The organism is Paraburkholderia oxyphila NBRC 105797, assembly GCF_000685075.1.
GTDB classification, from domain to species: domain Bacteria; phylum Pseudomonadota; class Gammaproteobacteria; order Burkholderiales; family Burkholderiaceae; genus Paraburkholderia; species Paraburkholderia oxyphila.
The window spans coordinates 102,401-121,772 of record NZ_BAYD01000002.1 but is presented as its reverse complement, the minus strand read 5'-3'; the positions used below and the strand labels follow the sequence as shown (position 1 = coordinate 121,772).

Below are 19,372 nucleotides of genomic sequence, written 5' to 3'. Positions count from 1 at the left end.
TTGGGATGAGGATACCCGCGCAAGCCGTTGGGTCAGCGGAACCGATTCTTCCACTCGCGCATCAGCGTAAAGGCGGTCAGTCGATCCGGCACCGTTTCATGGAGCGCCTCGGCGAGCGTCGCCTGCACGGCCGGATCGCCGGCCCTCATGAATGGATTAACGGCGCGCTCATGCAGAATTGTAGTCGGCAAGGTGGGGATGCCGCGTTCGCGCAACGCCTGTGCCTGCCGGCTCCAGTCGTGCAGGTCGGCATTGCCCGGATCGCAGGCCAGCGCGAAACGGATATTCGAGAGCGTGTACTCGTGCGCGCAATGGACCTCGGTGGCGCCCGGCAGTGCCGCGAACGAATCGAGCGAGGCGAGCATCTGCGCGGGCGTGCCCTCGAAGAGGCGCCCGCAGCCGCAGGCGAACAGCGTGTCCCCACAGAACAGATGCGGCGTGCCCGAAGCATCGGCGGCCTGGAAGTACGCGATATGGCCGCGCGTATGACCCGGCACGTCCATGACCTTGAAGTCGAGCTCGGGCGCATCCAGATGAAGCGCATCGCCGCCCTTCACGCGCGTGACGAACGCATCGAGCGGGCCGAGCGCCTCGCCGGCCGGGCCGTACACGGGCACGCGCTCATCCGTTAGCAGGTCGGCCACCCCGCCGACGTGGTCGTTGTGGTGATGGGTGAGTAAAATAGCGACGAGCCGCCAGCCTCGCTTCGCCAGATACGCGCGAACCGGCGCGGCGTCGCCCGGATCGACGGCAACGGCATTGCGGCCGTCCGACACGACCCAGATGTAGTTATCTTCAAAAGCCGGAACCGGTACGTATTCGAGTGCGGCAAGCGTGGCGGCTGGCACGGATGCGTGCTCAAGCGGACTCTTCATGGGGCGGCCTACTTTTTCGACATGTCTAACCGAACGATTATAGACTGGCCCGCCTGGACCGGATCGCCCGCAGGCAGGTACGTGCTGGGCTGGGAGCAGGAGCAGCTCGACCGCGTGGTGTCGAACATGTTCGGCTACCACGCGCTGCAGCTCGGCCTGCCACAGCTCGACGCGCTGCGCGAGAACCGCATGCCGTGCCGCGGCCTCGTGCTCGACGCGGCCAGCGCGTCGAGCGCGCCGTATACGGTGCCGGGCGCCCATGCGCCGTCCGATTTGCAGCACCCTCCCACGCCTCACGCGCCGGCCGGGCGCAGCACGGTCTGGTGCGACCATCTCGATCTGCCGTTCGAGGCGCAGAGCGTCGACCTCATCGTGATGCCGCACACGCTGGAATTCACGAGCGATCCGCACCGGCTGCTGCGCGAAGCCGAACGCGTGCTGATGCCCGAGGGGCAGTTGCTGATCGTCGGCTTCAATTCGCTTTCGCTGTGGGGGGCGCGCCAGTCGGTGGCCAAGCTCACCGGGCATCCGTTTTTGCCCGCGCGCGAAGACCTGATCGCCTTCACGCGCCTGAAAGACTGGATCAAGCTGCTTGGCTTCGAGCTTGAACGCGGACGCTTCGGCTGCTATCGTCCGCCGCTCGCCACCGAGCAATGGCTCGGGCGCTACGCATTCATGGAGGCCGCCGGCGACCGCTGGTGGCCGATCTTCGGCGCCATCTATATGGTGTCGGCCATCAAGCGCGTGCGCGGCATGCGCCTCGTTGGCCCGCTGAAGGTCAAGAAGCCGGTGCTGGCGCCCAGCCTGAAGGCCGCCGCCACCACCCCCTCCCCTACTCGCAACAAGGACTCATGAGCTCACCCGACTTCGTCGAAATCTACACGGACGGCGCCTGCAAGGGCAATCCCGGCCCCGGCGGCTGGGGCGCGCTTTTGCGCTTCGGCGCACAGGAAAAGGAACTGTTCGGCGGCGAGCCCGGCACGACCAACAACCGTATGGAGCTGATGGCGGTGATCGCCGCGCTCGACGCGCTCAAGCGCCCATGCAAGGTGATCGTGCACACCGACTCGCAATACGTGCAGAAAGGCATCAGCGAGTGGATCCACGGCTGGAAGAAGAAGAACTGGATGACGGCCGCGAAGACGCCCGTCAAGAACGATGACCTGTGGAAGCGCCTCGACGCGCTCGTCGCCCAACACGAGGTGGAGTGGCGCTGGGTCAAGGGCCACGCCGGCCATCCCGAGAACGAGCGCGCCGACGCGCTCGCGAACCGCGGCGTCGCCACCCTCGCCTGAATTTGAGCTGCGCGTGCAGCGTGTTCCGTCGAACGCGCTGCCCCCGCCTCCACACCATCACGCTGCAAACGACATGCGCCAGATCATTCTCGATACCGAAACCACCGGCCTGAACCCCCGCACGGGTGACCGCATCATCGAAATCGGCTGCGTCGAGCTGGTCAATCGCCGGCTGACGGGCAAGAACCTGCACTTCTACGTCAACCCCGAACGCGACAGCGATCCGGGCGCACTGGCCGTGCACGGCCTGACCACCGAGTTCCTCTCGGACAAACCGAAGTTCGCCGAGGTCGCGGACGAGATCCTCGACTTCGTGCGCGAGGCCGACATCATCATCCACAACGCACCGTTCGATATCGGCTTTCTCGACGCCGAGCTCGCGCTGCTCGGCAAGCCGTCGTTCAAGGAGCACTGCGGCGAGGTGATCGACACGCTGGTGCAGGCCAAGCAGATCTTCCCCGGCAAGCGCAATTCTCTTGATGCGCTGTGTGACCGCTTCGGTATCAGCAACGCCCACCGCACGCTGCACGGCGCACTGCTCGACTCGGAATTGCTCGCCGAAGTTTATCTGGCAATGACGCGCGGCCAGGAAAGCCTCGTCATCGACATGACGAGCGCGACCGAGGCTAGCGGCAGCGTGGCGGCGCCGCGCGTGAAGTTCGACACGCTCGCGCTGCCGGTGATCGCCGCGAGCGAGGAAGAGCTCGCTGCACATGAAGCACTGCTCGATGGCCTCGACAAGGCAATGAAAGGCACCTCGGTGTGGCGCACGCAACCGGCTCCCGTCGAGGAGAATACGGCTACTGCGCAAAATACTTAAAAAAGGTCTTTACAAGATCGGGAACGCCCGGCATAATTTGAATCTCTTCGGGTGGTTAGCTCAGCGGTAGAGCACTGCCTTCACACGGCAGGGGTCACTGGTTCGATCCCAGTACTACCCACCAGAATTTCTGGTGTTGGTAAAGACAAGCACCGAAGATAAAAAGCCCCGTTGCGTACGCAACGGGGCTTTTTTCATTTCCGGCGCAGCGCGATGCGCCCCGACAAGGGGCGTCCGCCTATCGCTGCGCATCTCCCGCAAGAAAATACGCAGCCCAATAATAAGGATGCCGATACAATTCACCCTCCTTCCCGGCTGCCATTGCGCGTTCGGTCTGGGCAAGCGCATCGGCCTTCGAAAGCGCCGGATTCGCCGCATAAGCGTCGAACAGCCCACTCGTGACGAGCGCGGCCGACTTCGACTCGACCGCCCACTGCGTCACGAGCAAGCTCCGCGCCCCGGCCGCAAAAAACGCTCGAGCGAGCGCTGACACCGAATCGCCCGCATCGCCAGTGGCAAGCCCCGTATTGCATGCCGAAAGCACGACCCAATCCGCGTTCAGGCGCAGCGTCACGATATCGTCGGCGGTGAGGATCGAGTCGGGCAGACCCCGCCCTTCGTAGGCCAGCGCGAGCCCCGCCTTGCGCAGCCCCGGCACCTCGCCCGGAATCACGCCGTGCGTCGCGAACAGCACCACCCGATCGTTCGAGAGGTTCTCCCCGAGCACGTGGCTGCGCGATGCCGCCAGCCCCGAAATCACGCTCTGCTGCGGCGAAGCGCCCAGCGCCACCGCGATGGCGTTCGCCTCATCGAGCGTCTCGGGCAGCGGCGTCACGCGCCGGTAGTCGAACGAGAGCGTGCGCGCATCCATGGGAAATGCCCGTGCACCCACTTCCACGGTGGCCGGCGCTGCACCCTCTTGCGGCGCCTGCGCGCTGCCGTCGAAGCTCGGGTCCGCAAACGCAACCAGTGGCTCGCTCGCGTGCGCCACACGTTCGCCGCGCGCACTCACGAGCGCCGACGCACTCGGCATGCGCACCGGCGTCGTGCTGTCGAGCCACCAGTCGGCGTCGGCCAGGCTCGACGCCGGACGTCGCAGCAGCACTTCATAAGGAATGCTTGACAAGATCCCGCTCGTCGAGAGATAGACGGTCTTCGCGCCCTGCAGGTCCGCCTCGATCGGTGCGATGAGCGCACGATAGAGCCCGGCCGCGGCGTTCAGATCGAAGCCTGCAAGGTCTCCCGGCTGCGTGGGCGGCATGCCTGCGTCGAAGCCGGCGCGCAGCGCCGTCACCTGTTTGGCGAGCACTGCGCGTGTCACCGGCAACACGACGGCATGCAGGGTGCGGTCCGGGCGCACCACGAACGCATAGCTCGCTTCGCGGCCCGCGTAGAGATCCACGTAGACTTCCCCCGGGTGCAGGACGGCGCCGACCGCTTCAGGCGTTGGAATCGCGGGCGCAACCAGTTCCCGGTAGCGCGGAAACTGCGATGCAATCTCGCGCCGCAGCGCGCGCAGCTTGTCCTCCGCCCCCGAGGACGACGATGCACTCGTCTCGAGCTGGTAGCGCAGCGCCGCCTCCTGCTCGATCAGTGCGCGCAAGGCCGGCGTTTGCGCGGCCAGCCGCGTCGCGCCGTCGTTCATGGCGCCCTGCGTGGCGTTCATATGGAACAGCTCGGCGATGCGAAACGCCAGCGCCTGCCCAGTCGCGCCATCCTTCATGAGGCGGGCCATCGAGAGCGCGAGCACGCCGTCGTCGATGATGCCGCCGCGCGTGCCTTCGTCGTCCCACTCGTCGTCGCTGCCGAGCGAGGGCTCGACGTAGCTCGCGATATCCGCCTCGCTCAGATCGCCCTGCGGGTCTTCGAGGCGATAGAGCATCGTCAGCGCCGCATCGAACTTGGCGCCTGGATGATCGGCGTCCCTGCGGAAGTACATTTTGTGCTTGTGCCGATGCTTGTGTTCAGGGTGATCGTTCTCGTCAATGCGCCGTTGCGCATCGCGCCAATCGCCGTTAGCCGCAAACGCGAGCGAGGCGCCCTCGTTCGCGTCGGATCCCAGCGTCGGGTTCGACGCGAGCGCCGCCTGCCAGCCCACCAGGTCGGTCCGATAGTCGCCGATGCGGCCCATCGCGAGCGCGATCAGCAAGCGCAGGTGCAGCGACTCGGCGTACGGCGTGGCGGCGGGCGACATGCCGGCCTTGCGAAAACCGTCGATGGCCTCGTCGATCGATGCAAGCGCCCCGTCGTAGTCATCGAACGAGGTCAGCGCCAGCGCCCGCGCGCGCGCCACCTGGGCACGCTGGGCCGTCGTGGGATGGAGTTGCGGGCCATTGTCGAGATCCCAGCGGAGTTCCTCGACGTAGCTGAGCGCCTCCGTCGCACGATTGCAGCGGATCAGCAGACTGGTTTGCGTTGGCAGGTCGCCGATCAGCTCGTTGGCGGCCGCATGACGCCGCGCGGGGCTGAGCGACGCATTGCCGAGGTCGCGCCAGGCGAGATCGGTCGCTTCGCGGTTCAGGCGCAGCGCTGCATCGAATTGCCCCCGGTAACGCCATGCGAGCACCGCTTCGGCGCGCAGCACCGCGTAAGCCGGATTGGCGGGCAAGGCATCGAGATCGGCGTCTTTCGTCTCGGCCGCGAAAGACTTCGCGTCGTCGAGCGCTCGCTGACTGCGCGCGAAGTCTTTCTCGTATGCAAACGCCGTGGCGAGCTCCGAAGCCGCGAGCGAGCGGCGGCCCGGCGCAATGCCGCTGTCGCTCGCGATCAGATCGAGAACGCGAAAGTAGTCGTTGATGTGCCCGTCGCGCGCGTCCTCGCGGGCGAGACGGTCGAGCAGCGCGAGGCGCGCGCGGCCGTCCGGCATCTCGGCGAGCTGGGCCTTGAGCGTACGTTCGTCGAGTGGGAGCGGCGCCTGGGGCGGCGACGATGCAGTGACCTGCCCTTGTGCCGCAGTCTGAGCCTGCCCTTCGGCCGAAGTCTGAGCCTGCACTTGCGCCTGCGAGAGCGCCTCCTCCTCCTCGTGACGGCCACCGTGCATGCCCTTGTGATGGCCCTTTCCCGCATGGACGTCCGTGTCCCCGTCCGGCGCCTGACACCCCGCGCACAACAACACGAGTGCCACCGCCGCGAGACAGCGCGCGGCCATCCGCGCACGCGATCCCTGCCAGCCCATGATGCGTCTCCCCTCGCAGCGCAACATGTTCGAGACGAGCGGCGAGCCGTCTTGCGACGCCCGCACGCAAGGTGTTCGCCTGCCTCACCGGCTTTCTGTTCCCTGCCGTTGCCCGGCGCGAGTCGATCTTAATGCCACCCGCGCCGCGGGCCGAGCGCCGATGCGACTGCTATGTGCGCCAGCACTCCCGCGCGGCGCAACGATTCGTCAGAACAATGGGATAGCGCGCCTTGAGCGCCTGACTCGAAGCGTGCTTGCCGCGCGCCCCGCTAGTCGCCCCCTGTAGCGAGGCCGATTCCGCGCGCCATGCCCGTCGCGGCGAACACCATCACGACGAGCAGCCCCGTCTGCCACGCGCCGATCCGCGCATACTTCGGCGCGCCGGTGAGATCGGGCACATCGCCCCGGCGCACGGCTAGCCGCCAGCGCAACAGCGCCCTCATTGGCGCGATCTCGAGCAGCAGGATCAGCACGAGCACGCCCATCTTCACGTGAAAGAGCGGCTCATGCAGGTAATAGTCGGCGCCCTTCTCGAACCCGTCGAACGCGCGCATCGCCCCCGTCACGATCAGCACGAGCGCCGAGCCGCCCCAGCCGTTGTCCGCGCCGAAGATCGCGGGCAACGCCTCGGTGGACGTGCAGCGGCGCAGTCCGCGCGTGCGCCGCAGAATCGAGGCGAGCGCGAAGCCGAAGGCGAGCAGGTGAATGGCGGCAAGCAACCAGCGTATGAGCATCGCGACTCCTTCGAAACGACGACGGGATCGACAAGCTTGCGCGAAGCACACTCCGCGCAGGAACGGCCTTATGCGGTGCTGCCAGACGGCTCGGCCAGCGCGGCGCGCTAGACCTGTTTCAGTGCGGCGTCGAGTGCGCGCGCAGCGACACGGTCGCCTTCGGTGACGAGCCGCACGCGCATGACGATCTGACGATTGTGTCCCGCCGCTGCCGGCGAGTCCCACAGCAATTCGATCCTCGGATAGCGCCCGGCAGTGCCCGCCGCCGCATGGCGCGGCAGCGCCGGGGCGGCAGGCGCGTCGCTCGCAGCCGGCTCGATCGCTGTGGCCGATATCGTCGATGCCGCCGGTGCCGGGCTCGCGGTCTGCCCAACCGCGCCGGGTTCGGCGGCCGTCGCGCCAGCCGCTGGCGCATCGGCCCGTGCATCCGCCGGCGCGGACCGCGGCATCGCGGCGGCTGGCTCAATACCCGCCGGCCAGCGCACCGACAGTTCGCGCGCATCGTACTGCCCGACCTTGCGGCTTTCGAGCCAGACGATGGTCGTGCGCGTCGCGGCGTCGATCGACACCGCATAGCGTCCGATCGCGAAACGCCGCGCCGCCACGTTGGTGCGCCACAACGCACGCGGACGGCAGATCCAGACCACGGACGCATAGAGCGCGGGCGCCACGACGAGCCAGCCGTTGGTGGATTCGATCGCCTGCACCGCGCTGCGCCAGCCAGCGTCCCAGACGAACAGGCCGATCGACCAGAGCGCGAAGAGACAGCCGAGCACGCCGAAAATGCGCAACGCCTGGCGCAGCCATTGAGGCAGCGGATGGAACGGCCGCTCGACGCGCGCCTTCGCACCGGGCAGCACGATCAGCAGAAACAGGAACACCAGATTCAGGCACGCAACCGGCGACGAAGCCATGCCCCGCAGCGCCGGGAGGAAATTCATCTCCCCCATCGAGTGGAGCCAGCGCGCAAGGATCACGAGACCGATTGCGCGCAGCGCGAACATCTTCCCGGCACCGGGAACGGTGGCGGCGCGCGTCGGTCGAGCTCTCGCCAAGGCACTTCTCCTCAGGTGGCGTTGGTCTTGCGCTGTGGTCATGCGCGGTCGTCTTGCGCACTTTTTTGCGCGCTGCGGTCGTGAATAGATTGCGGATTTCGCGGAACGGCCATTATAGGGACATTGCCGCCGCCCCTCACGCTCGCCGGTAGTGTTTACCTTGTCCCGAGACCAAATGCGGCGCAAATGCGACAACGCCCCGGTGCAAGGCACTGGGGCGTTGGGGGAGTGGAGCGGCGGGGAACGCGCGGCGGCGCGTCCCGGGCGGCAGCGGCCAGGCCGGGCGCCTGACCTGCCGATGCGCTGGCCGCTTAGCCGGCGTTAACTTCGCGCAGCACGGTGCGGCGCTTCTGGCGCAGCATTTCTTCGTACACGGCGACGTAATTGCGCGCCATCACCTTCGACGAAAAGCGTGCCTCGAACGCGCCGCGCACCTTCTCGCGCGACAGCGTCGACAGGCGCTTGACCGCCGCGACCGCGCTGATTTCGTCTTCGACGACGAAGCCCGACACGCCATTGTCGATGACTTCCGGCACCGAGCCGCGCTTGAACGCGATGACCGGCGTGCCGCAGGCCATGGCTTCGATCATCACCAGACCGAAGGGCTCCGGCCAGTCGATCGGGAACACCAGCGCATGCGCATTGCCGAGGAACTCGCGCTTTTCGGCTTCGCCGATTTCGCCGATGTACTCGACGTGCGGCAGCGCCATCAGCGGCTTGATGACTTCTTCGTAGTAGGCACGGTCGGCCTTGTCGATCTTGGCGGCGACCTTGAGCTTCATGCCCGCCTGGCCGGCGATGCGGATCGCCTTGTCGAGACCCTTCTCCGGCGAGACGCGGCCGAGGAAGGCGAGGTAGCCGGGTTCGACGTTGGGAATCGGCTTGAGCACGTCTTCGGGCAGGCCGTGGTAGACGGTCTGCTGCCAGTTGGCTTGCTGCAGCGGGATGCGCTGGTTGTCCGAGATCGAGACGACCGGCACGTCGCTGAACGCGTTGAAGATCGGCTGCAGTTCCGGCAGGTCGAGACGGCCGTGCATCGTGGTGACGAACGGCACGTCCTGGCGCTGGAACAGCGAGAACGGGTAATAGTCGATGTGGAAATGCAGCACGTCGAATTCATGCGCGCGGCGGCGCACTTCTTCGAGCAGCAGCATGTGCGGAGCCATCACATCGCGAATCGTCGGGTCGAGGCGCAGCGCCTGCGGCCAGAATGCTTCGAGCTTTGCCGAGGTGATCGAATCGCCGCTGGCGAAGAGCGTGACGTCGTGGCCCTGCTCGACCAGCGCTTCGGTCAGGTAGGAGACCACCCGTTCCGTGCCGCCGTACAGCTTGGGAGGAACCGCCTCGTGCAACGGAGCGATTTGAGCGATTCGCATAGTGGTGAACTCCTTCCTCGTAATAAATCGGGCTAAGTACTGCAATTTTGACAATCGACCTCGCGAGCTGCGGCTTCTTTGCCGCGCGCCCCACCAGGCGTTCCATACCGCTAACCGCGCCGGAAGCCCGGCACACTGACCGACGCAGTTGTGAAGTCTTGAGTTGACACAAACGGCGGCTCAGGCGGTAAACGCGCAGGGTTCGCGGTCGTTGACGTCATGCTGTCAAATTCCCTACGCTGTTCGAGTCGGCATTATCGGGGTTTGCACCCATAGCCGGCTACGAGATTTCAAACTCTTTACATTGTTACAAAGCAGAAACACTCCGCAACCCCTTGTTTTTTAAGCCCGTTCTAGATTGGGGGTTCGTTTCCGGGCAGCGCGGCGTTAAATCCAGGGGCACCATGCTTCATTATCTGGCCCTGATTTGCTGGATCTCGCGGCCCGGGAGGCTTGCGGACGCGCCTGCGGTACGGCGCGTGATGTGTGCATACGGCGAGCTTGAACGCAATCCATAATTGTATCTCGAAAACGGTCGTGAAAACCCGTTTAACCTCCGGCGCGACAACATGTCGGGAAGGGTCCCTCCCTGTGACATAGTCGCGATAAGATGCGCGTCCCGCCGGGCACGAGCCATGCGGCTCGCGCGTGGGGTGTTTACAATGCGGGAATGCCACCAGGTTTGCCGTTGCGCGCCTTTTTGCCTCTTTTTCTACCTTGCACGGACGAAGCTCCGTCAGACCGACCACCGATCAATTGGAACATCTGACCATCGCCCAGCGTAACGCCCACAACGCAAAGCTCGCGAGCTATGCGCGACGGCCACTTGCGTTCCTTTTCCGCTACATCAAGCGCCATCCTTTCGCCCATGCCGTCGTGCTCGCCAGCGTGTTCGCGGCCGTGGGCTGCGCCCTCGCCTCGCAATACGCGATCAAGCATCTGATCGACGTGCTCGGCGCGGGCCGTCACCACCCAGGCCCGCTGTGGACCGCGTTCGCGATCCTCGTCGGCCTGATTGCGGCCGACAACCTGCTCTGGCGTGTCGGCGGCTGGTTCGCCGCGCACACCTTCGTCACCGTCACGGGCGACCTGAGGCGCGACCTCTTTCAGTACCTGAGCGGCCACTCGAATACGTATTACGCGGAAAAGCAGCCCGGCACGCTCGCGAGCCGGATCACCGCCACCTCGAACGCCGTCTACACCGCCGAGAACACCACCGCCTGGAACGTGCTGCCGCCGTGCATCGCCGTGGCGGGCGCCATCGTCATGATCATCTCGGTCAATCCGTTGATGGCGGCGGGCCTGCTGCTCTGCTCGGCGATTCTTTCGGTCATCCTCTTCAAGCTGGCCGGGCGCGGCTCGGCGCGCCATCACACGTTCGCCTCCAAGGCGGCCGCCGTGGACGGCGAGCTCGTCGACGTGATCGGCAACATGGCGCTCGTGCGCGCCTTCGGCATGACGCTGCGCGAGCAAAAGCGCTTCGGCTCGACCGTCAAGGCCGAACTGGACGCGCGCCGCTCGAGCCTGCTCTATCTGGAAAAACTGCGCCTGCTGCACGCCGTCATCACGGCGATGCTCTCGGCGGGCCTCCTTGGCTGGGCGCTGTGGCTCTGGAACCAGGGCAAGGCCACCTCGGGCGACATCGTGCTGGTCAGCTCGCTCGGCTTCACGATCCTGCACGGCACGCGCGATCTGGCCGTGGCGCTCGTGGACGTCACGCAGCACGTCGCGCGTCTGGCCGAAGCCGTGCAGACGCTGCTCGAGCCGCACGGCATGCCCGACCGCGACGATGCCAGCGAGCTCGTGGCCCAGGGCGGCCGGGTGGACTTCGAAGGCGTCACCTTCGCGTACCCGCACCGCAAGCCGATTCTCGACCACTTCGACCTGCATATCGAGGCGGGCCAGCGCGTGGGCCTGATCGGCAAGTCGGGCGCGGGCAAGACCACGGTGCTCGCGCTGCTGCAGCACTTCTACGACACTCAGGGCGGCGCGATCAAGATCGACGGCCAGGACATCGCCCATGTCACGCAGGACAGCCTGCGCCACGCCATCGCGCTCGTGCCGCAGGACATTTCCCTGCTGCACCGCTCGATCTACGAGAACATCGCCTACGGCCGCCCCGAAGCGACCCGCGAGGAAGTGCTCGCCGCAGCCCGCGAGGCGCGCTGCGCCGACTTCATCGAGGCGATGCCCGAAGGCTACGACACGCTCGTGGGCGACCGCGGCGTGAAGCTCTCGGGCGGCCAGCGCCAGCGCATCGCGATCGCCCGGGCGATCCTCAAGAATTCGCCGATCCTGCTGCTCGACGAGGCTACCTCCGCCCTCGACAGCGCTTCGGAGGAAGCCATCCAGCAGGCGCTCGACCGGCTCATGGTCGGCCGCACCGTGATCGCGATCGCGCACCGCCTCTCCACGCTGCACAACTTCGACCGCATCATCGTGATGAGCGCGGGCAAGGTGATCGACGACGGCAGCCCCGAGGAGTTGCGCAACCGCCCGGGCCTCTACCGCGACCTGCTCTCCAAGCAGTACGGCAAGCCGTCCACGCTGCATCTGGGCAGCAAAAAGGCCGACGAAAAGCACGTGGCCTGACGCCGGGCGCGATGCCCGCACCAAAAGAAAAAGCCGCTTCGTTCGTGAAGCGGCTTTTTCGTTTTTGGCGCTGCTCGAGGCGCTTTAATACGCGTACGAGCGAGGCCGGACCCGCCTGGCGCTGCCCTGCTACGACTGCGCCGGCTCGACGGACGCCGGCAACGACACGCCAACCTGCGCGGCCATGCTCGTCAAGTCGCGCATGAAACTGTCGCGCCAGACCGAGACATTGTTCTCGCGCAATTGCACCATCATGTCGTTGTAGCGCGCGAGACGCTCGGCGAGCGGCATCGAGAGCGCCTTGCCGAGCGCGTCGGCCATGCCGTCGATATCGAGCGGATTCACGATCAGCGCGCCGCTCAACTCCTGCGCGGCGCCCGCGAAGCGCGAGAGCACCAGCACGCCCGGATTCTCGGGGTCCTGCGCCGAAACGTACTCCTTCGCGACGAGGTTCATGCCGTCGCGCAGCGGCGTGACGTAGCCCACATGCGAGGCGCGAAACAGCGCCGCGAGCACGGCGCGCTCGTACTGCCGATGGATGTACCAGATCGGCGTCCAGTCGAGCTCGGCGAAGCGCCCGTTGATGCGGCCCGACTCGGCCTCGAGCCGCAGACGGATGTCCTGGTAAGCGTGCAGATCGGCGCGCGTGGGCGGCGCGATCTGCACGAACGACACCTTGTTGCGCTGCGAAGGCGTGTGCTCGAGCAGCCGCTCGAAGGCGCGAAAACGCTCGACGAGGCCCTTCGAGTAGTCGAGCCGGTCCACGCTCATGATCACCTTGCGGCCGTGCAGCGTCGCCTTCAGCGTGCGCACCGGCTTGTCGCGCTCGCCGGCCCTGGCGAGCTCGGCGACTTCATCGGGATAGACGCCGATCGGGTAATCGTTCGCGCACAGGGTCTTGCCGAACGCCTCGATCTGCGTGAGCCCGTCGGCGCGCTTTTCGACCGAGCCGCCCGCCTCGTTGACGATGTAATCGCAGAACGCGCGCACATCGGGCTTGGTCTGGAAGCCGAGCAAGTCGAACGAGCACAGCGCCTGCACCAGCTCGCGATGCGGCGGGACCGCCAGCAGCACCTGCGAGGCCGGAAACGGGATGTGCAGGAAGAAGCCGATGCGATTCTTCACGCCCGCCGCACGCAGCGCCTCGGCGAACGGAATCAGGTGATAGTCGTGGACCCAGATGACGTCGTCGTCGCGCAAAAGCGGCACGAGCTGCTGCGCGAGCCACGCATTCACGCGGCAGTAGCCTGCGTATTCGTTGCGGTCGTACTGCACGAGATCGGCGCGATAGTGGAACGCCGGCCAGAGCGTGGCATTCGAGAAGCCGCGGTAGTACTGGTCGTAGTCGCGGCGCAGCAGCCCGATGGTCGCGAAGGTGACCGGGCCGCGCTCCTCGAGCTGGATCTGCGGCTGGCCGGACGAGAGCACCTCGCCGCTCCAGCCGAACCACATGCCGCCGGTTTCCTTGAGCGCGTCGTAGACGCCGACCGCGAGACCGCCCGCGGCCGGGCCGCCTTCGGAGATCGGCGCGACCCGGTTCGACACGATGATCAATCGGCTCATGAGATGCAGGTTCCGTGCAGAAAAGAAGTTAGACGCGGCCGTGCGGGCGAGACCCAAGGGCAGCGCCTGGCAGCGCCGCCGCACGGGGGCCGGCCGGCGCGCGCCAGGTTCAGGCGCCGCGCAGCGGCGCGACGAGCGTGTCGAGCCATGCGAGCAAGGCCTCGACCGACTCGATACGCGTCTTCGCGATCGTATCGCCGCCGCCGACCTTGATCGAGAGGCCGCCCTGGGCGTTGACCACGGCAAAGCCCTTCTCGTCGGTCAGATCGTCGCCGGCGAATACGGGCGTGCGGCCCGCGAACGGCGGCTCGTCGAGGAAGGCGCGCAGCGCGCGGCCCTTGTCGACGTCCTTCGGCTTGATCTCGTAGACCATCTTGCCCGGTTGCAGCACGTAGGCGTCGGCGAATTCGGCCGCGAGCTTCTCGGTAGCCCCGCGCGCAGCGCCCTCGTGCTCGGGCGCGTTGCGGTAGTGCAGCGCGAGCGCCGCGCCCTTGATCTCGAGCAGCACGCCCGCGTGCGTGCGCACGACTTCGGCCAGCACCTGCTCCATGTGCAGCAGACGCTGGTCGTTGAAGCCGACGCGCTGCGTGTCGCCGTTCGCGTCGCGGCGCTCGGCGCCGTGCAGGCCCGCGACCGGCAGATCGGGCATGCCGAGGAACTTGTCGATGCTCTCGATGCCACGCCCCGAGACGATCGCCACCGCGCCGTGCGTCGCACGACGCAAGGCGGCGAGCAGCGCGAGCATGTCGGGGCGCACCAGCACGCCGTCGGGCGTGGGCGCAAGGTCGACGAGCGTGCCGTCGAAGTCGAAGAAAAACGCCGTCTTGTCGAACGGCAATTCAGCCGGAAGTACTTGCATTACGTTCGTTTCGTCCCTCGGCGCACCGGCCGGGTATGGGTCAGGCGAGCGCTCGCCCGACGCTGAAAGTGTGCGCATCTTACCGCGCATCGTGCTGATTTTCGAGAACGGCAGCCTTCACGGGCCGGCCTGGTACATGGCGACGTACGCCGTATCGGCTCGAAGTGTTCAGACGCTTTTTTTGCACTGCCGACTTGCCACAAGCGCGACATCGGCAAGACCGATGCGGCAAATTGCCCCTGCCGCGCCGCCACAGCGAGCCGTGCGCGGCAGTGAGCCCCCAATTTTGCTACAGTCCAGCGACATGGCGTCGGCCGGCCACGGTCATGCCCTTGTAAATCGAGTTAACGAGAGAGCCTTTGTTCCCCGAGATCGACGCTTCACGTTCGTCACGCTTCGCACTGCGCGCCATAGTCCGCCGGATCCGCCCGGCCCACCTGCGCCGTGCCTTGCGCAGCGTACGTGTCGCGACATTGCTGACGCTTGCCGCCGGTTCCGCGCTGCTCAGCGCCTGCTCGCATCCGGCCGAGCCGTGGCAACTCACTAATGTGAGCGGCCATCTGCCCGACCTCACTTTCGCGCTCACCGCCGATACAGGCAAGCCCATAACCGGCGCGGACCTGCACGGCAATACGACGCTCGTGTACTTCGGCTACACGCATTGCCCGGACGTCTGCCCGGAAACGATGGCGCGTCTGATGCAGGTCATAGCGAAACTCGGACCCGACGCGCGGCATGTGCGGATACTCTTCATCAGCGTCGATCCGGCACGCGACACGCCGCAGGCGCTGCATGCCTACGTGGGCGCGTTCGACGCCGAGCATGCGCTCGGCCTGACCGGCACCGATGCGCAGATCGAATCGCTCGCCAAGCGTTATCGCGTGGCGTACCAGATGGAAAAGCGCGATCCCGACGGCAGCTACGAAGTCACGCACAGCTCGGCCGTCTACGTGTTCGACGCACAAGGCCACGCGCGCCTGCTCGCAACCGACAAGGACTCGCCCGACGCCATCGCACACGACGTGCGCCGCGTGATCGGCTCCGCGGCGTAATTGCCGCCGGGCTTCGCCGGAGCGCCTGCGCGCCCGCGCAATCCGTAGCACCGATTTCAGTACCACCCGCAACAGGAACTGCCATGACGATGAAAATGATGTCCCGCCGCGTGACTCGCATGAGCCCTGTCAGCCGACTGGGCGCTACACTCGGCTGCGCCCTCGCCTGCACGTTCGCGGCGTTCGCCCCCGCGGCGCACGCGGCCGGCGAAGCGCTCACCGCGCAGAACGCATGGGTCCGCTGGCTGCCGAACGATTTGCCGGCAGCGGGTTACGTCACGCTGAAGAACGACGGCGACAAGCCGGTCGAGCTCGTGAACGTGTCGAGCGACGACTACGGCATGGTGATGCTGCATCAGACCGTCTCGAACGGCTCGACGCAGAAGATGATCATGGTGGACAAGGCCACGGTCCCCGCGCACGGCACGCTCTCGATCGCACCGGGCGGCTATCACCTGATGCTGGAGCACGCGAAGCACAAGATCGCGCCCGGCGACACGGTGGAGGTGAAACTGCACTTCTCGGACGGCGCGACGCTGGACACGCCGTTTGCGGTGAAGCCGCCGTCGCAACAGTGACGGTGTCCTGAACACGAAGAAGCGCGCCATGGCCTTCGTGAAGGAGCCGGCGATGAACCCGTGCGAAGGCCAACGAAGAACCTGTGTAGATGTCCGCGATGAACCTGCCCGGATGTCCACGATGAACCTGTTCAGATGTCCGCGATGAACCTGCCTGGATGTCCGCGATGAACCCGCTCTATTGGCTCGACCCGTGGGAGCCCTCGCCGACCGTCGTGATCGCCGTCGTTGTGACGGCGGTGCTGTTCGTGCGCGGCAAGCGCCATGCGAGGGTCTCGCTCGCGCGCCAGATCTCGTTCTGGTTCGGGCTCGGCGCGCTCTATGTCGCGCTGCATACGCGGCTCGACTACTTCTTCGAGCATGAGTTCTTCATGCACCGCGCGCAGCATCTGGTGCTGCATCATCTCGGGCCGTTCTTCATCGTGCTCGCGTATCCGGGCGCGGCGCTGCGCGCAGGCATCCCGTTCGCGTGGCGGCAACGCTTCGTGCGCCCGGTGCTGAGCGCGCGGCCGGTGCGCGCGATGCTCGACATCGTCATGCATCCGGTCGTCGCCGTGACGCTCTTCGTGGGGCTCATCTACTTCTGGCTGCTTTCGCCGATCCACTTCGTCGCGATGCTCGACTGGCGGCTCTATCGCGTGATGAACTGGAGCATGGTCATCGACGGCCTGCTGTTCTGGTGGCTCGTGCTCGACACGCGCCCCGCGCCACCCGCGCGCCTCGCCCCTGGCAAGCGCGTGCTGGTGGTGATCGCGGCGATTCCGCCGCAGATCGTGCTCGGCGCCTTCATCTTCTTCACGTCACACGAGCTCTATCCCGTCTATTCGATCTGCGGACGCGCATTCACATGGCTCTCGCCAATGCGCGATCAGCAGATCGGCGGCCTGCTGTTATGGATTCCGGGATCGATGATGAGCGTGATTGGCGCCTTGATCGCGCTGCGTCACTGGATGCGGCTTTCGGCGCGCGGGCGCCTCAAGCGCGCACCGGGCACGCGCAAGCCCGCACGCGCCGCGCACCAGCACGACGTGCAGCACACCTGAGTGGCGGGCGCCGCACGCGCAAGGCGTGCAATGCGGCGCACGACGGCGATGCACTACGCCGAGCGCATCCACACGTGCGGGATGCCGTCCTCGTCGTGAATCTCCGATACCGGCTCGAAGCCGAACGCACCGTAGAATTTTTGCAGATGCGCCTGGGCATGCAGCCGCATCGGCACGCCCGGCCATTGCTGCGCGATGTGCCCGATCGCGCGCTCGAGCAAGCCGTTGCCGAGCTTGATGCCGCGAAAGTTTGCCGAAGTCGCCACACGGCCGATGCGCACATCAGGGTCCTCGGCATCGGGCAGCAGCACTCGCAGATAGCCCGCGAGCTCGCGCTTGCCGAACCGCTCGCCCCACGCAAGCAGATGCCAGGCGTCGCCGTCGAGGCCGTCGATGTCGCCGTATACGCAGTTCTGCTCGACCACGAACACGGCCGAACGCAGCTTGAGCATGTCATAGACATCGCGTGAGGAAAGCGCATCGAATGCGTTCCATTGCCAATCGAGTTGGGCTGTTGGCAATGCGGGAGACTGCGCAGTCATGGGATTTCCGTCAAAGCGTGCTGAAACATCGATTATGCCCTGCTGCGCGAGCGCGGCACAAACGCGTCCATGGAGCCGGCTTTCACTTGCGCCGGCGCGGCGCTTCGAACTTGCGCCAGTACTGAAACGGCTCTTCGTGCAAGTCGATATCGAGTTCGACGATGCGCGCCTGCATGCGCTCCTGCGCATCGGCAATCGCCCGGTTATAGACGGCGGGCCCGATCTCTTCGAGAAAGAAGCCCAGCAGGCCGCCCGCGGCGATATTGCCGATCGGCTCGTCCATGTTGGCGTCGAAGTAACGCTGGATCGACGCAATCGCGGCAGCGCGTATGTCTTCGGAGAGTTCGATGGTCATGGCGGGGTCCAGTAGATGCGATCCGGAGATTGTGCGCGAGTCCGTGGGACAGCACATCACTCATTTGACCTGGTACGGCTGCTTACGTGACTAGCACGCGGATCGCGCACAACACACGACTGAAAAGGCGCAGAAAAAAGAAAAGCCACCCGAAGGTGGCTTTTCTCGTCTTACCTGGAGGCGCGAGCCGGAGTCGAACCGGCCTACACGGCTTTGCAGGCCGCTGCATAACCGCTTTGCTATCGCGCCAAAAGCGGACTATTCGATGCTTCTGGCACACCGTACTGCTTGCGCCCACAACCACCGAACAGATTTTGTGCGGCGGCCTTGCGGCCTGCCAAACAAAAAGGGAAGCGCTGCTTCCCCTGAATTCTGGAGCGGGAGACGAGTCTCGAACTCGCGACCTCAACCTTGGCAAGGTTGCGCTCTACCAACTGAGCTACTCCCGCATTTTTACTACCGCACTACTTCTACTACTCCGGCACCTCGTTTCACACTGCTGCAAAACGCCGCACCTAAAATCTGGAGCGGGAGACGAGTCTCGAACTCGCGACCTCAACCTTGGCAAGGTTGCGCTCTACCAACTGAGCTACTCCCGCATATTTACTGCATCGCCGCTGATTTACCGCTTATCTTCAGCGATCTCCACCGCATCTGCTTCGTTTGCTGCTTGTCGTGCAGCGGAGAAGTGAGATTATGTATAACCCGCAGAATCGTGTCAACCCCTTCGCATGATCTTTTTAAAAAAGATTCGCGAGGGGTCCACGGCTGCGCCGCTTACAGGCTCCCCCGCTCGCGGATCTGCGGCCACGCGAGCTTCATGTAGTAGAGCATCGACCAGATCGTCAGCACGGCCGCCACGTAGATGAGCCACGTGCCCCACACGCGCGAATCGAACAGCGTGAGCCCGCCGATCGTCAGCGGTGCATAGAACAGCAGCATGGGGATCGCCACCATCTGGCACGCCGTCTTGAACTTGCCGAGCTGATTGACCGCGACACTCTTGGACGCGCCAATCTGCGCCATCCATTCGCGCAGCGCCGAAATCGCGATCTCGCGGCCCACGATCACGAGGGCGATCACGGCGTCGAGCCGCTGCAGATGCACGAGCACGAGCAGCGCGGCCGTCACCATGAGCTTGTCGGCCACCGGGTCGAGGAACGCGCCGAACGAAGAGGTCTGATTCCATTTGCGGGCGAGATAGCCGTCGAACCAGTCGGTCAGCGCCGCGAGCACGAAGATCAGCATCGCGGCCGTGTTCTGATGCATCGGGGTCGACATCGTCTGCGGCAGATAGAACACGCCAACCACGAGCGGAATCAGCACGATCCGCAGCCACGTCAGGAGAATCGGAATATTGAACGGCATCGTGTGGCGCAGTCTGTTTGGGGAGATTGCAATGATGGGAGATGCAATTGTGCCGCGTCACCGGACCTGCCACAAGCAAACGTAAGGTGG

The 19,372-nt window shown here is 65.6% G+C and carries 17 protein-coding genes and 4 tRNA genes; 8 read left to right on the top strand and 13 right to left on the bottom strand.

Going from position 1 to position 19,372, the window contains the following annotated elements:
- Positions 1 to 32: 32 nt before the first annotated feature.
- Positions 33 to 875 (bottom strand): hydroxyacylglutathione hydrolase, encoded by an 843-nt coding sequence (gene gloB / locus BO1_RS01450; protein WP_043283497.1) that lies wholly within the window; start codon positions 873 to 875, stop codon positions 33 to 35.
- 21 nt (positions 876 to 896) lie between these two features.
- Here gloB and BO1_RS01445 point away from each other — a divergent pair, with 21 nt between their 5' ends.
- The 4 genes from BO1_RS01445 (at position 897) to BO1_RS01430 (ending at position 3,114) form a co-directional block, all read left to right on the top strand.
- Complete coding sequence (locus tag BO1_RS01445) at positions 897 to 1,730, top strand: class I SAM-dependent methyltransferase (RefSeq protein ID WP_028216020.1); 834 nt, start codon at positions 897 to 899, stop codon at positions 1,728 to 1,730.
- Entirely contained in the window at positions 1,727 to 2,170 is a 444-nt protein-coding gene (rnhA, locus tag BO1_RS01440) for a ribonuclease HI (protein ID WP_028216019.1), read from the top strand. Before BO1_RS01445 ends, rnhA begins: the two co-directional genes overlap by 4 nt.
- Before the next feature lie 73 nt (positions 2,171 to 2,243).
- Positions 2,244 to 2,990: a DNA polymerase III subunit epsilon gene (gene dnaQ, locus BO1_RS01435; protein ID WP_028216018.1), complete on the top strand. Its 747-nt coding sequence runs from the start codon at positions 2,244 to 2,246 to the stop codon at positions 2,988 to 2,990.
- Between the two features lie 49 nt (positions 2,991 to 3,039).
- A tRNA-Val gene (locus BO1_RS01430) sits at positions 3,040 to 3,114 on the top strand.
- Between the two features lie 114 nt (positions 3,115 to 3,228).
- Here BO1_RS01430 and BO1_RS01425 read toward each other — a convergent pair.
- From BO1_RS01425 to BO1_RS01410, 4 genes are all read right to left on the bottom strand, one after another.
- Positions 3,229 to 6,165 (bottom strand): CHAT domain-containing protein, encoded by a 2,937-nt coding sequence (locus BO1_RS01425; protein ID WP_167338302.1) that lies wholly within the window; start codon positions 6,163 to 6,165, stop codon positions 3,229 to 3,231.
- A 269-nt stretch (positions 6,166 to 6,434) separates the two neighbouring features.
- Entirely contained in the window at positions 6,435 to 6,899 is a 465-nt protein-coding gene (locus BO1_RS01420) for a DUF2214 family protein (RefSeq protein ID WP_028216016.1), read from the bottom strand.
- A gap of 107 nt (positions 6,900 to 7,006) precedes the next feature.
- The gene (locus BO1_RS01415) at positions 7,007 to 7,954 is read right to left on the bottom strand and encodes a hypothetical protein (protein ID WP_028216015.1); all 948 of its coding nucleotides are present in this window, start codon (positions 7,952 to 7,954) and stop codon (positions 7,007 to 7,009) included.
- A 311-nt stretch (positions 7,955 to 8,265) separates the two neighbouring features.
- Positions 8,266 to 9,330, bottom strand: a complete 1,065-nt coding sequence (locus BO1_RS01410; protein ID WP_028216014.1) for a glycosyltransferase family 4 protein — start codon at positions 9,328 to 9,330, stop codon at positions 8,266 to 8,268.
- A gap of 756 nt (positions 9,331 to 10,086) precedes the next feature.
- Here BO1_RS01410 and BO1_RS01405 point away from each other — a divergent pair.
- Entirely contained in the window at positions 10,087 to 11,922 is a 1,836-nt protein-coding gene (locus tag BO1_RS01405) for an ABC transporter ATP-binding protein (RefSeq protein ID WP_028216013.1), read from the top strand.
- A gap of 129 nt (positions 11,923 to 12,051) precedes the next feature.
- Here the strand turns inward: BO1_RS01405 and otsA are convergent, their stop codons facing one another.
- Both otsA and otsB read right to left on the bottom strand, forming a co-directional pair.
- Positions 12,052 to 13,485, bottom strand: coding sequence for an alpha,alpha-trehalose-phosphate synthase (UDP-forming) (gene otsA / locus BO1_RS01400; RefSeq protein ID WP_028216012.1), 1,434 nt, complete (start codon positions 13,483 to 13,485; stop codon positions 12,052 to 12,054).
- Between the two features lie 109 nt (positions 13,486 to 13,594).
- Positions 13,595 to 14,344 carry a trehalose-phosphatase gene (gene otsB, locus BO1_RS01395; RefSeq protein WP_028216011.1) on the bottom strand — a complete coding sequence of 250 codons (750 nt, stop codon included), beginning with the start codon at positions 14,342 to 14,344 and terminating at the stop codon, positions 13,595 to 13,597.
- 473 nt (positions 14,345 to 14,817) lie between these two features.
- On the opposite strand from otsB, the gene BO1_RS01390 reads away from it, so the two are divergent.
- From BO1_RS01390 to BO1_RS01380, 3 genes are all read left to right on the top strand, one after another.
- The gene (locus BO1_RS01390) at positions 14,818 to 15,396 is read left to right on the top strand and encodes an SCO family protein (protein WP_245643681.1); all 579 of its coding nucleotides are present in this window, start codon (positions 14,818 to 14,820) and stop codon (positions 15,394 to 15,396) included.
- An 89-nt stretch (positions 15,397 to 15,485) separates the two neighbouring features.
- Entirely contained in the window at positions 15,486 to 15,974 is a 489-nt protein-coding gene (locus BO1_RS01385; RefSeq protein WP_245643680.1) for a copper chaperone PCu(A)C, read from the top strand.
- Between the two features lie 167 nt (positions 15,975 to 16,141).
- Complete coding sequence (locus BO1_RS01380; protein ID WP_028216008.1) at positions 16,142 to 17,017, top strand: cytochrome c oxidase assembly protein; 876 nt, start codon at positions 16,142 to 16,144, stop codon at positions 17,015 to 17,017.
- A 53-nt stretch (positions 17,018 to 17,070) separates the two neighbouring features.
- On the opposite strand, the gene BO1_RS01375 is transcribed toward BO1_RS01380, so the two are convergent.
- The 6 genes from BO1_RS01375 to pgsA form a co-directional block, all read right to left on the bottom strand.
- On the bottom strand, positions 17,071 to 17,559 hold the full coding sequence (locus BO1_RS01375; RefSeq protein WP_028216007.1) for a GNAT family N-acetyltransferase: 489 nt from the start codon (positions 17,557 to 17,559) through the stop codon (positions 17,071 to 17,073).
- A gap of 82 nt (positions 17,560 to 17,641) precedes the next feature.
- Positions 17,642 to 17,914, bottom strand: a complete 273-nt coding sequence (locus BO1_RS01370; protein ID WP_028216006.1) for a DUF2164 domain-containing protein — start codon at positions 17,912 to 17,914, stop codon at positions 17,642 to 17,644.
- Between the two features lie 175 nt (positions 17,915 to 18,089).
- Positions 18,090 to 18,163 (bottom strand) — tRNA-Cys (locus BO1_RS01365).
- A gap of 124 nt (positions 18,164 to 18,287) precedes the next feature.
- Positions 18,288 to 18,363 (bottom strand) — tRNA-Gly (locus BO1_RS01360).
- Positions 18,364 to 18,437: 74 nt separating this feature from the next.
- A tRNA-Gly gene (locus BO1_RS01355) sits at positions 18,438 to 18,513 on the bottom strand.
- Positions 18,514 to 18,691: 178 nt separating this feature from the next.
- Positions 18,692 to 19,282: a CDP-diacylglycerol--glycerol-3-phosphate 3-phosphatidyltransferase gene (gene pgsA / locus BO1_RS01350; RefSeq protein ID WP_028216005.1), complete on the bottom strand. Its 591-nt coding sequence runs from the start codon at positions 19,280 to 19,282 to the stop codon at positions 18,692 to 18,694.
- Positions 19,283 to 19,372 lie beyond the last annotated feature (90 nt).